Genomic DNA, 11,543 nt, shown 5'->3' with positions numbered 1-11,543 from the left:
CCTACTCCGCCGCCTTCACGTCCCTGGCCGCCGCCAGCAGGGCGGCGCGCACGCCTGTCGAGGGGCGTGGGCGCGCCGGCCGAGGACGGCCGGTGGAGCCGAGCCCCTACTCCGCCGCCTTCACGTCCCTGGCCGCCGCCAGCAGGGCGGCGCGCACGCCGCGGCCGTAGTCGGGGTGGACCTGGTCGAACAGGCGGCACTGGCGCTCTACGATCCCGCCCGGCACGCCGGCCATGGCTGCGGCGATGTTGGCGAAGAGGCGCTGGCGCTGGCCCTCGTCGAACAGCTGGAAGAGGGCGCGCGGCTGGTTGAAGTCGTCGTTGCCCTCGCGGTGGTCGTAGCGCGCGGCGTCGCCCGAGATCTTCAGCGGCGGCTCGCGGAAGTCCGGCGCCTCGACCGGGCCGTCGAAGGAGTTCGGCTCGTAGTAGGCGTCGCGCACCGGCATGTTCTCGAAGAACCGCATCGCCCCGTCCTTGTGGTAGTGGTGCACCGGGCACTTCGGCCGGTTGACCGGCAACGCCTCGTAGTGCGTGCCGATGCGGTGGCGGTGCGCGTCGGCGTAGGCGAAGATCCGCGCCTGCAGCATCTTGTCCGGCGAGAAGCCGACGCCCGGGATCACGTTCGAGGGCGAGAAGGCCGCCTGCTCGATCTCCGCGAAGTAGTTTTCGGCGTTGCGATTGAGCTCGACGACGCCGACCTCGATCAGCGGGTAGTCGCCGTGCGGCCAGACCTTGGTCAGGTCGAAGGGGTTGTAGGGGGTGGTCTCGGCCTCGGCCTCCGGCATGACCTGCACGCAGAGCCGCCACTTCGGATAGTCGCCGGCCTCGATCGCGCCGTAGAGATCCTCCTGGGTCGATTCGCGGGTGCGGCCGACGACCTCGCGCGCCTCCTCGTTGGTCCAGTGGCGGTGGCCCTGCATGGTCTTGAAGTGGAACTTGACCCAGAAGCGCTCGTCGGCGGCGTTGAGGAAGCTGTAGGTGTGGCTGCCGTAGCCGTTGACGTGGCGCACGTCGGTCGGCAGGCCGCGGTCGCTCATCAGGATCGTCACCTGGTGCAGCGATTCCGGCGACAGCGACCAGAAGTCCCACATCGCGGTCGGCGAGCGCAGGTTGGTGCGCGGATGGCGCTTCTGGGTGTGGATGAAGTCCGGGAACTTGTAGGGGTCGCGCACGAAGAAGACCGGCGTGTTGTTGCCGACCAGGTCCCAGTTGCCCTCCTCGCCGTAGAACTTGACCGCGAAGCCGCGGACGTCGCGCTCGGCATCGGCCGCGCCCAGCTCCCCGGCCACGGTCGAGAAGCGGATCAGCAGGTCGGTCTGCTTGCCGACCGCCGCGAAGGGGCTGGCCCGGGTGGAGCCGGTGATGTCGTTGGTCACCGTCAGGGTGCCGAAGGCGCCCCAGCCCTTGGCATGGACGACGCGCTCGGGAATCCGCTCGCGGTTCTGGTGCGCCAGCTTCTCGAGCAGCTGATAGTCCTGCAGCAGCACCGGGCCGCGCGGACCCGCGGTCTGGGCGTTCTGGTTGTCGGCGAGCGGCGCGCCGGCGGTGGTGGTCAGGGTCGGACGGGTGCTCATGCGGGCTCTCCTCGAAAGCGGGATCGGCGAACTGCGACGCCGTCGCTGTGCTCTTGAGGGAGAATGGAGCAGCACCATTCAGAAGTGAAATCGATTGTTTCTATCGTAACGATTGGAACAGTCTATGTAATGGCCGTCACCCCGGGTGGCAGCGCGCCGCGGATCGTCGCCGCCAGCAGCGTCAGCTCCCCGGCCCGGGGCGCGGAGCCGCGATGCACCAGGCCGATGGTCCGGCTCGCGGGCGGCGAGAGGGGTCGCAGCGCCAGCCCGGGGGTCGGGCGCTGGCAGGCCAGCGCCGGCAGCAGGGTGTGGCCGCGTCCGGCGATCGCGAGCTGGCGCAACGTCTCCAGGCTGGTCGCCCGGAAGTCACCCAGCGCCGGCGCCGCTGCGCCACCGAGCCGGCAGGCCGCCAGCGCCTGCTCGCGCAGGCAGTGGCCGTCGGTCAGCAGCAGCAGGCGGTCGCCGCCCAGGCCGGCCAGCGGCGCCGGGTTGGCGGCGGCCAGCGGGTCGTCCTCGGCGGCGGCCAGCAGGAAGGCCTCCTCGAACAGCGGCAGCGCGGTCAGGTCCGGCTCCTCGACCGGCAGCGCCACCAGGCAGGCGTCGAGCTTGCGCTCGCGCAGCAGGACGAGCAGCGGCCCGGTCAGGTCCTCGTGGACGATCGGCTCGAGCCGCGGGTGCGCCGCGGCCAGCGCCGGCATCAGGCTGGGCAGCAGGTAGGGCGCGAGCGTCGGGATGACGCCGAGCGCGAGCGGCCCGGCCAGCGGCTCGCCCAGGCCACGGGCCTCGGCGACCAGCGCGTCGGCCTGCTCGAGCACGCGCCGCGCCCGGGCGACGACGACGCGGCCGGCGGGGGTCAGGGCGACCTGCCGCGAGGTCCGCTCGAACAGCGCGATGCCGAGAAAGGCCTCGAGCTTGCGGATCTGCGCCGAGAGCGTCGGCTGGCTGACGTGGCAGCGCTCGGCGGCGCGGCCGAAGTGGCCGCAGTCGGCCAGCGCGACCAGGTAGGCGAGATCGCGCAGGTTCACGGGCCCCGCCTTCTTGCCCGCCCCCGCCGTTCCACGTGAGCTGCCATGGCGCTAGGCGCCCTCCGCCTCCAGCGCCCGGATCGCCTCGGCCCGGGCGAGGCTGCGGCGCGCCGCCTCGACGTGCAGGTTCTCGACGAGCTTGCCGTCGAGCACGACGACGCCCTGGCCGGCCTCGGCCGCCTCGGCGTGGGCGGCGATGATCCGCCGCGCCTGCTCCAGCTCGTCGGCCGAGGGCGCGAAGACCTCGTTGGCGACGGCCAGGGTCTTGGGGTGGATCAGGGTCTTGCCGTCGAAGCCGAGCGCGCGGCCCTGGCGGCACTGCGCGGCGAAGCCCTCCGCGTCCTCGAGGTCGAGATGCACGCCATCGACGACCGCCAGCCCGTGGGCGCGCGCCGCTAGGATGCAGAGCGACAGCGCGCCCAGCACCGGCAGGCGGTCGGGCGTGTGCTCGGCGCCGAGATCCTTGACCAAATCGGAGGTGCCCATGACCAGGCAGGACAGGCGCTTCGAGGCGCCGGCGATTTCGGCCGCCTTCAGGATGCCCAGCGGCGTCTCCATCATGCACATGATGCCGGTCGCGGCCGGCGCGCCGGCTTCCGCCATCAGGCGCTCCAGCCCGTGCACCGTCGCCGCCGACTCGACCTTGGGCAGCAGGATGGCGTCGGCGCCGCAGGTCGCCACGGCGGCGACGTCGTCGCGGCCCCACTCGCCGTCCAGGGCGTTGACGCGCACGATGATCTCGCGCCCGCCGTAGCCGCCGGCCTTGACCGCCTCGGTGACCTGGGCCCGGGCCTCGGCCTTGGCCGCCGGCGCCACCGCGTCCTCGAGGTCGAGGATCAGCGCGTCGGCCGGCAGCGAGCGGCCCTTCTCGAGCGCCCGGCCGTTGGAGCCCGGCATGTAGAGCAGGCTGCGGCGCGGACGGGCGGTGGTCGTCGCCATGGGCGGCTCCGGGATGGCTGGATGGGGTCGCCCGGGACTATAGGGGCCGTCCCGGCGCTTGTCATGGTCACGCGGCTTGGCGCAGCTTGGCGGCCATGACCCAGCTCGTGCTCTCCGTCCAGTCCCACGTCGCCGCCGGCTGCGTCGGCAACCGCGCGGCCGTCTTCACCCTGGAGCGGCTCGGCCGCACCGTCGCCGCGGTGCACACCCTGCAGTTCTCCAACCACCTCGGCCACGGCCTCGCCGCCGGCACGGTGTTCCCGCCGGCCGAGGTGCGGGCGGTGCTGGAGGGCGCGCTCGACCATCTCGGCGCCGGCCGCGTCGACGCCCTGCTGACCGGCTACCTTGGCGCGGCCGAGAACGCCGAGGCGGTGGTCGCCGCGGCGGTGCGGATCCGCGCCGCCAATCCCGCGGCCTTCTGGGTCTGCGATCCGGTCATGGGCGACCTCGGCCGGCTCTACGTCGGCGAGGCGCTGGTCGGCACCTTCCGCGAGCTCGCCGCGGGCGCCGCCGACGTGCTGACGCCCAACGCCTTCGAGCTGGAGCTGCTGAGCGGCGGCCCGGTCGACGGCCCGGAAGCGGCCCTGGCCGCGGCCCGGGGCCTGCTCGGCCGGCGCACCCGGCTGGTCGTGGTGACCTCGCTGCCCGGTCCCGGTCCCGGGGAGATCTCGAACCTCGCGGTCGCCCGCGAGGGCGCCTGGATGCTGACGACCCCGCTGCTGCCCTTCGCGCCGCCGCCAAGCGGCTCCGGCGACGTCTTCGCCGCCCTGCTGTGCGACCGGCTGCTGCGCGGCACGCCGGTGCCGGAGGCGCTGGGCGGGATCGGCAACGCGCTCTACGCCGTGCTCGAGGCGACCCTGGCGGCCGAGGCGCGCGAGGTCGACCTGGTCGGCGCCCAGGAGCTGCTGGTCGCCGCGCCCCAGCGCTTCTCGGTCAGGAAGGTCGGGTGACCGCGCCATCCCCCGCGCGCCCGGCGGCAACCCCGGCGGCAACCCCGGCGGCAACCTCTGCGGCGAGCGCGGCGAGCGCCGCCCGGGCTTCTTGGAAGACCGCGTCCCAGTCGCCCGGCCGGGGCTGGCGGAACAGCCGCATCGAGGGGTACCAGGGCGTCGAGTCCGCCTCGCCCCGGTAGAGCCAGTAGGGCACGAAGCCGAGCAGGTTCCAGACCGGCGTGCCGAGCGTGCCGGCGAGATGGGCGACCGCCGAGTCGGTCATGATCACCAGGTCGAGCTGCCGGCAGGCCGCCGCCGTGTCGGCGAAGTCCTCGAGCCGGGCCGCCAGGTCGTGGACCAGAGGCTGGGCGCCCTGCCGGCGCAGCTGCTCCTCCGGCGGCCCCTTCTGCAAGCTGAACAGCTGGACGCCCGGCACCTCGGCCAGGCCGAAGAAGCGTTCCAGCGGCACCGCGCGGTTGCGGTTGTTCCGGAAGGTGACGCTGCCCGACCAGACGATGCCGACCTTGAGCCGCCCGACGAAGGGCGCCAGCAGCCGCGCGACCTTGGCCTCGGACTCCGGCGGCACGGCAAGGGGCACCGGCGGCGGCAGGGCGGCCGCATCGTCGACGCCGAGCAGGCCCGGCAGCGACATCATCGGGATCCGCGCGTCGGGCTCCAGCGCCGGCTCGTCGAGGCGCACCAGGCGGTCGGCGAGCCCGGCCGGCTGCAGCAGGCGCCAGAGCTCGGGCTTGCACTCCAGCCAGACCTCGGCGCCGAGCCGGCGCAGCGGCGGCAGGAAGCGCAGCGCCAGCAGGGTGTCGCCGAAGCCCTGCTCGGGCAGCACCAGCAGGCGCCGCCCGCGCGGGTCCTCGCCCCGCCAGCGGGGCAGCTCGGGACGCCGCTCCGGCAGCTCGCCGAGCAGCCAGCGCGCCTCGTAGGCCCGCCAGCCCTCCTCGAAGCGGCCGAGGTGGAGCAGCGAGACCGCCCGGTCCCATTCGATGGCGCAGCGCTCGGGGGCGCGGCGCTCCGGGGCGAGGCCGAGCGCCCGGTCGAAGGCCTCCAGGGACTCCGGGAAGCGCGCCGCCTCGCGCAGCGCGATGCCGAGATTGTGCCAGGCCCCGGCGTCCCCCGGCGCGGCCGCCACGGCACGGCGGTGCGACGCCACCGCCTCGTCGACCCGCCCGAGGTCCTTGAGGGCGTTGCCCAGGTTGCCGTGAAAGTTGCCCTCGCCGGGCTGCAGCTCGAGCGCGCGCCGGTAGCTGGCGACCGCCAGGGCGTAGCGCCCGGCCCGGCGGTAGGCGACGCCCAGGTTGTTCCAGATCGCGGCCTCGCCGGGCCGCGCCTCCAGGACCTGCCGGTAGCACTCGAGGGCCCGCTCGAGGTCGCCCGCGCGCTGCGCGGCCAGGCCCTGCAGGCGCAGCTGCTCGATGGCGTCGCGGGGGCCTTCAGCCATCGCCGGCCTCCGCACTCGTCTCTGCACTCGTCTCTGCACTCGTCTCTGGCCCCGTCTCCGGCCCCGTCTCCGCCAGGCGCCGGTCGAGCGCCGCCAGCAGCGCCTCCACCGCCTCGTCCCAGACGCCGGGTTGCCGCTGACGGAAGAGGCGGTGGCGCGGGTACCAGGGGCTGGTGTCGCGGCCGCGCGGATGGCGCCAACTGCCGGCGAAGGGCAGCAGCAGCCAGCAGGGCACGCCCAGCGCGCCGCACAGGTCGCCGACCGGCCCGTCGGCGGCGACCACCAGGTCGAGGCTCGGCAGCAGGCGCGCGAGATCGGCGAGGCCGGTGAAGGCCGGGCTCATGTCGTGGACCAGCCCGGCGGCGCCGGCGGTCACGAGGTCGGCTACGGCGGCGCCCTTCTGCAGGGCCAGCAGCTGCACGCCGGGGCACCCGGCCATGGCCAGCAGGCGCTCCAGGCCGGGGTCGCGCTGCGGCCCCCGCCCGGCGTTCCCGGCCGACCAGACCAGCCCGACGCTGAGGCGGCGCCCGGGGTAGGCCGGCGCCACCGGCCGCGGCCCTGCCGGCGGCACCAGGAAGCCGCCCTCGGCGAGCTGCGGCGGCTCGCACAGCCCGAGCAGGTGCGGCAGCGCCGCCAGGCGCGCCTTCGCCAGGAGGCCCTCGGCGTCCGCTGCCGCCTGCAGCGGTCGGCAGCCCGGCAGGCCCGCCGCCAACGGCGCGAGCTCGGCCGGCACCGCGAGCCGGTAGTCGAGGCCGCGCGCGGCCAGAGCCGGCAGCCAGCGCAGGAAGAAGAGGGTGTCGCCCGGATCGGCCTCGCCCAGGATCGCCAGGCCGCCGGCCGGCAAGGGCTCGCCCTGCCAGTCCGGCAGGTCGCGGAACGGCCCCTGCCGTGCCGCCGGCGAAGGCCGGGCCGCCAGCGCCTCGAAGCCGGCGGCATGGCGGCCGGCGGCGAGCAGCGCCAGGGCCAGGTCGAGCTCCGGCCCGCCCGGCGGCGCCTCGCCCTCGCCGCCGCGCGGCGGCGGGCGCTCCAGGGCGCAGCGGTAAGCCGCCACGGCCTCCTCGTAGCGTCCGAGAGCGACGAGCGCATGGCCGAGGCCGCACAGCAGGCCGGGGTCCTGGGGATTGGCCTCGACCGCCTCGAGGTAGTGGCTCAGCGCCTCGCGCAGCCGTCCGCGCTCGCGCAGGACGTTACCCAGGTTGTTCGACAGGCCGGCATTGCCGGGCGCCAGGGCCAGGGCCCGGCGATAGCAGGCCTCTGCCGCGGCCCAGCGGCCCTGGCCGCGCAGCAGCACGCCGAGATTGTTGAGCGCCTGGACGTGGGCGGGGTCACGGGCCAGCGCCTCGGCGTAGTGGCGCACCGCCTCCACCGGCCGGCCGGCGCGATGCATCTCGACGGCGCGGGTGAAGATGCGGCCGGCCTCGGGGTCGGGCGGGGCCGTCGCGCCCTCCACGGCCCCTGGTCCCTCGCCCATGGCGGTCCCCTGCCCCCGTTCGGGAGGCCCGACCGCTCAGAGGTACTCTTCGGCCAGGGCCTCGGCGATCTGCACGGCGTTGAGTGCCGCGCCCTTGCGCAGGTTGTCGGAAACCACCCAGAGCGACAAGCCGAAGTCGATCGTCGGGTCGTTGCGGATCCGGCTGACGTAGACCGAATCCTCGCCCGCGCACTCGGCCGGGGTCACGTAGCCTTCGGCCTGGCGATGGTCGAAGACCGAGACGCCGGGGGCCTCGCGCAGGATCTCGCGGGCCTCCTCCTCGCCCAGCTCGTCCTCGAACTCGATGTTGATCGCCTCGGCGTGGCCAATGAAGGTCGGCACGCGCACGCAGGTCGCGTGCACCTTGATGCGCGGGTCGAGGATCTTCTTGGTCTCGACCGCCATCTTCCACTCTTCCTTGGTCGAGCCGTCCTCCATGAAGACGTCGATCTGCGGGATCACGTTGAAGGCGATCTGCTTTGGGAAGATCTCGTGCTTGAGCGGGTCGTTCACGAAGACCGCGCGGGTCTGATTGAACAGCTCGTCCATCGCCTCCTTGCCGGCCCCCGAGGTCGACTGGTAGGTCGCGACCACGACGCGGCGGATCGGCACGCGGTCGTGGAGCGGCTTCAGCGCCACGACCATCTGGATCGTCGAGCAGTTCGGGTTGGCGATGATGTTCTTGCGCGGGTAGCCGGCGATGGCCTCGCGGTTGACCTCGGGCACGACCAGCGGCACGTCCGGGTCCATGCGGAACTGCGAGGTGTTGTCGATGACCACGGCGCCGGCGCGCGCGGCGATCGGGGCGAACTCGGCCGAGACCTTCGAGCCGGGCGAGAACAGGCCGATGTCGATGCCCTTGAAGTCGAAGGACTTGAGGTCCTGGACCTTGAGCACGTCCTTGTCGCCGAAGGAGACCTTCTGGCCCGCCGAGCGCTCCGAGGCCAGCGCCACCACCTCGTCGACCGGGAAGGCGCGCTCGGCCAGCGTCTTGAGGATCTCGCGCCCGACGTTGCCCGTCGCACCCACGACCGCGACCCGATAACCCATCTGCTGCTTTCCTTTCGTCTCGGCGCCGGCGCTGCATCTACGCGGCCGGCCGGCGGTTTACAAGGCTCGCGGGAGGGCGCGCCTGGGCCGGCCCTGAATGCGGAAGGGCCGCCCACCGGGCGGCCCTTCGCGGAACTGGAAGGTCTCGTGCCGGCGTCTACTGCTGGACTTCCGCAGTTTTCGTCTCCGGCTTCGGAGTCTGCGCCGGCTGCTCCGCGGTCTGGGTGGTGGTCTGGACCGGGGTCTGCTGGGCGGTCTTGTCGTGGGCGTCGCAGCCGGCGTAGGCCGCCGAGCCGGTGAACGCGAGGATCGCCAAGGCGGCGACCAGGGTGCTGAGCTTGGCCATGGAAAGTCTACCCTCCTGGCGTGTCAGTGATCGGCCAAGCCTACGCCCCTGGCGGACCCCGGTCAACGCGGCGCCTCCCCCCCGATCAGGCCGCCATCGCCTCGAGCTCGGCGAGCAGGGCGTCGCCCATCTGGCCGGTCGAGACGACCTGGCTGCCCGGGGCCTGGATGTCGGCGGTGCGGATGCCCTTGGCCAGGACCCGCTCGACCGCCGCCTCGACCAGGTCGGCGTCCTCGGCGAGGTCGAAGCTGTAGCGCAGCGCCATCGCCAAGCTCAGCACCGTGGCGATGGGGTTGGCCTTGCCCTGGCCGGCAATGTCCGGCGCCGAGCCGTGGACCGGCTCGTACATCGCCTTGCGCCGCCCGGTCTCGTCGACGTCGCCGAGCGAGGCCGAGGGCAGCATGCCGAGCGAGCCGGTCAGCATCGAGGCCTCGTCCGACAGGATGTCGCCGAACAGGTTGTCGGTGACGATGACGTCGAACTGCTTGGGATTGCGGACCAGCTGCATCGCCGCGTTGTCGGCGTACATGTGCGACAGCTCGACGTCCTGGAAGGACTCGTCGTGGAGCCTCTGCACCTCCTCGCGCCACAGCACGCCGGATTCCATGACGTTGGCCTTCTCGCAGCTGGTCACCCGGCCGCTGCGCTTGCGCGCCAGCTCGAAGGCGACGGCGGCGACCCGGCGGATCTCGCTGGTCGTGTAGACCTGGGTGTTGACGCCGCGGCGCTCCCCGTTCGGCAAGGTCTCGATGCCGCGCGGCTCGCCGAAGTAGACGCCGCCGGTGAGCTCGCGCACGATCATGATGTCGAGGCCGGAGACGATCTCCGGCTTCAGGGTCGAGGCATCGACCAGCGCCTCGAAGCAGAGCGCGGGCCTGAGGTTGGCGTAGAGCTGCAGGTCCTTGCGCAGGCGCAGCAGGCCGCGCTCCGGCTTCTTGGAGAAGTCCAGGTTGTCCCACTTCGGCCCGCCGACGGCGCCGAGCAGCACGGCGTCGACGTTCATCGCCTTCTCGACCGTGGCGTCGGTCACCGGGATGCCGTGGGCGTCGATGGCGGCGCCCCCGACGAGGTCCTCGGCGAGATCGAAGGTGACGGCCCGGCGCTTGTCCATCCAGTCGACGACGCGGCGCACCTGGCCCATGACCTCGGGACCGATGCCGTCGCCGGGCAGCACCAGCAGGGACTTGTTGGCGGGCATGGCGTGGGCTCCCCTTGTTGTTCGGCGCCGCTTGGCGTTCTCGAGCGCCCCGCGCTCTAGCCCAAAGACCGGCGCGGGACAAGCCTTCGGGCGGCAGGCCAGACCCGAGCCCCCTGCGCGCCCTCCCCCTGCGCGCCCTCCCCGCGCGGCCGACTCTCCTATCCCGGCGCGGTCGCCAGCGGGAGCTGCCCCTTGATCCTGACCTTCGCCGTCTCCGGCTATCGCTCCTGGCCGCGACGCTGACCGGGCCGGCTACGCCGGCAGGATCGGATCGGGCCGGCTACGCCGGCAGGATCGGATCGGGCCGGCTACGCCGGCAGGGTCGCCTCCAGCAGCTGCTCGGCGGCGCGGCGGCCGGACAGCCAGGCGCCGTGGGCGCAGGCCGGGAAGAGGTCGTTGGTGTGCTCGCCGGCCAGCACCAGGCGCTCGTCGAGCGGCTCGGCCAGGGTCCGGCGGTCGTCGGCGCGCCCGGGCAGGGCGTAGGAATAGGCGCCGAGCGCGAAGGGCTCGCTGTCCCAGCGGGTCGCCAGCAGCGGCTCGAGGTGGCGCGCGACGCCGCTGCCGAAGCAGTCGACCAGCGCCTCGCGGCCCTGGGCGAAGAGCGCCTCCTCGCCGGCCGCGGCGAGGGCGCGCGAGTGGCTGCCGCCGACGTAGACCTCGACCAGCTCGCGGCCGAAGGGCGCGACCTGGATGTGCGCGGCGCGGTCGCTGTCGAAGCGGCTGTTGGTCTGGAAGTCCCGCGCGCCGCCGAAGGGGTCGCGCGCCGGATCGCCGGGAAAGCGGAAGTAGATCTTGTTGTCGGAGCCGAGGCGCAGGCCCTCCAGGGCGCGGACCGTCGCCGCCGGCAGTCCGGGCTCGAAGCGCAGCCGGCCCTCCTGCAGGATCGAGAGCGGCACCGCGACGATCGCCGCCGCCGCCTCCAGGCTGCCCCAGGCGCCGCTCAGGCGAACCCCGCCCGGGCGCCGCTCCAGGCGCTCGACGGCATGGCCGAGGCGCAGCGGCAGGTCGCCCGCCAGGTCGGCGACGAAGCGACCGTAGCCGCCCTCCAGGCGCCAGTTCTCCCGGGTCTCCCGACTGCGGTGGTGGTCGGTGGCGGAGATCTCCTCGAGCGGGCCGCCCCAGATCCAGCCGATCGCCGCGGCGATGAAGGGCTGGAAGGACGCATCGGCGGGCAGCGCTTCGGCCAGCGAAAGGTCCTCGCCGCTCGCGGCGGCCTGCGCCGCCGCCTCCAGGCGCTCCCAGTCCGCCTCTAAGGCCGGCCAGCGCGGGCCCAGCACCTTGCGTGCCCAGTCCTCGGCCCAGACCTGGGTGCAGCGGTCGACCGCGAAGCCACGTCGTTCCGCTAGCGCAACGAAAGGGTTCTCCGAGGCCGAGTGCAGCCAGTGGCAGCCGGTGTCGATGGGCCAGCCCTCAGCGGTCGCGACGGTATGGGCCCGGCCGCCGACCCGCTCGCGCGCCTCCAGGAGCAGGCAGGAGCGCCCGGCCTCGGCGAGCCGCCCCGCGGCGCCGAGCCCGGCGGCGCCGGCGCCGACGATGACGACGTCGGGGCTCACGGG

At 73.8% G+C, this 11,543-nt stretch carries 10 protein-coding genes; 1 reads left to right on the top strand and 9 read right to left on the bottom strand.

Going from position 1 to position 11,543, the window contains the following annotated elements:
• Positions 1–106: 106 nt before the first annotated feature.
• The 3 genes from WD341_RS02485 to WD341_RS02475 all read right to left on the bottom strand — a co-directional run bounded on the left by WD341_RS02485 (position 107) and on the right by WD341_RS02475 (position 3,537).
• Positions 107–1,573, bottom strand: a complete 1,467-nt coding sequence (locus WD341_RS02485; protein ID WP_368423832.1) for a catalase — start codon at positions 1,571–1,573, stop codon at positions 107–109.
• 122 nt (positions 1,574–1,695) lie between these two features.
• Entirely contained in the window at positions 1,696–2,598 is a 903-nt protein-coding gene (locus tag WD341_RS02480) for a LysR substrate-binding domain-containing protein (RefSeq protein ID WP_368423831.1), read from the bottom strand.
• A 51-nt stretch (positions 2,599–2,649) separates the two neighbouring features.
• Positions 2,650–3,537, bottom strand: coding sequence for a CoA ester lyase (locus WD341_RS02475; protein WP_368423830.1), 888 nt, complete (start codon positions 3,535–3,537; stop codon positions 2,650–2,652).
• Positions 3,538–3,632: 95 nt separating this feature from the next.
• On the opposite strand from WD341_RS02475, the gene pdxY reads away from it, so the two are divergent.
• Positions 3,633–4,487 carry a pyridoxal kinase gene (gene pdxY / locus WD341_RS02470; protein WP_368423829.1) on the top strand — a complete coding sequence of 285 codons (855 nt, stop codon included), beginning with the start codon at positions 3,633–3,635 and terminating at the stop codon, positions 4,485–4,487.
• Here pdxY and WD341_RS02465 read toward each other — a convergent pair.
• The 6 genes from WD341_RS02465 to WD341_RS02440 all read right to left on the bottom strand — a co-directional run bounded on the left by WD341_RS02465 (position 4,471) and on the right by WD341_RS02440 (position 11,540).
• Positions 4,471–5,922 carry a tetratricopeptide repeat protein gene (locus WD341_RS02465; RefSeq protein WP_368423828.1) on the bottom strand — a complete coding sequence of 484 codons (1,452 nt, stop codon included), beginning with the start codon at positions 5,920–5,922 and terminating at the stop codon, positions 4,471–4,473. The genes pdxY and WD341_RS02465 overlap by 17 nt on opposite strands.
• The gene (locus tag WD341_RS02460; protein ID WP_368423827.1) at positions 5,915–7,393 is read right to left on the bottom strand and encodes a tetratricopeptide repeat protein; all 1,479 of its coding nucleotides are present in this window, start codon (positions 7,391–7,393) and stop codon (positions 5,915–5,917) included. The genes WD341_RS02465 and WD341_RS02460 overlap by 8 nt, the downstream gene beginning before the upstream one ends.
• 36 nt (positions 7,394–7,429) lie before the next feature.
• Positions 7,430–8,443: an aspartate-semialdehyde dehydrogenase gene (locus WD341_RS02455; protein WP_368423826.1), complete on the bottom strand. Its 1,014-nt coding sequence runs from the start codon at positions 8,441–8,443 to the stop codon at positions 7,430–7,432.
• A 157-nt stretch (positions 8,444–8,600) separates the two neighbouring features.
• Positions 8,601–8,789: a hypothetical protein gene (locus WD341_RS02450; RefSeq protein ID WP_368423825.1), complete on the bottom strand. Its 189-nt coding sequence runs from the start codon at positions 8,787–8,789 to the stop codon at positions 8,601–8,603.
• A gap of 85 nt (positions 8,790–8,874) precedes the next feature.
• Positions 8,875–9,987 carry a 3-isopropylmalate dehydrogenase gene (gene leuB / locus WD341_RS02445; RefSeq protein ID WP_368423824.1) on the bottom strand — a complete coding sequence of 371 codons (1,113 nt, stop codon included), beginning with the start codon at positions 9,985–9,987 and terminating at the stop codon, positions 8,875–8,877.
• 308 nt (positions 9,988–10,295) lie between these two features.
• On the bottom strand, positions 10,296–11,540 hold the full coding sequence (locus WD341_RS02440; RefSeq protein WP_368423823.1) for a flavin monoamine oxidase family protein: 1,245 nt from the start codon (positions 11,538–11,540) through the stop codon (positions 10,296–10,298).
• Positions 11,541–11,543 lie beyond the last annotated feature (3 nt).

The organism is Tistlia sp. (assembly GCF_040905785.1).
In the GTDB taxonomy this organism is placed as follows: domain Bacteria; phylum Pseudomonadota; class Alphaproteobacteria; order Kiloniellales; family DSM-21159; genus Tistlia.
This window is presented reverse-complemented; position numbering and strand designations above follow the sequence as displayed.

Bases quoted from the DNA above. Each gene is read 5' to 3' on its own strand.
- WD341_RS02475 (WP_368423830.1), bottom strand. From the start codon at position 3,537: ATGGCGACGACCACCGCCCGTCCGCGCCGCAGCCTGCTCTACATGCCG.
- leuB (WP_368423824.1), bottom strand. From the start codon at position 9,987: ATGCCCGCCAACAAGTCCCTGCTGGTGCTGCCCGGCGACGGCATCGGT.
- WD341_RS02465 (WP_368423828.1), bottom strand. From the start codon at position 5,922: ATGGCTGAAGGCCCCCGCGACGCCATCGAGCAGCTGCGCCTGCAGGGC.
- WD341_RS02450 (WP_368423825.1), bottom strand. From the start codon at position 8,789: ATGGCCAAGCTCAGCACCCTGGTCGCCGCCTTGGCGATCCTCGCGTTC.
- WD341_RS02485 (WP_368423832.1), bottom strand. From the start codon at position 1,573: ATGAGCACCCGTCCGACCCTGACCACCACCGCCGGCGCGCCGCTCGCC.
- WD341_RS02460 (WP_368423827.1), bottom strand. From the start codon at position 7,393: ATGGGCGAGGGACCAGGGGCCGTGGAGGGCGCGACGGCCCCGCCCGAC.
- WD341_RS02455 (WP_368423826.1), bottom strand. From the start codon at position 8,443: ATGGGTTATCGGGTCGCGGTCGTGGGTGCGACGGGCAACGTCGGGCGC.
- pdxY (WP_368423829.1), top strand. From the start codon at position 3,633: ATGACCCAGCTCGTGCTCTCCGTCCAGTCCCACGTCGCCGCCGGCTGC.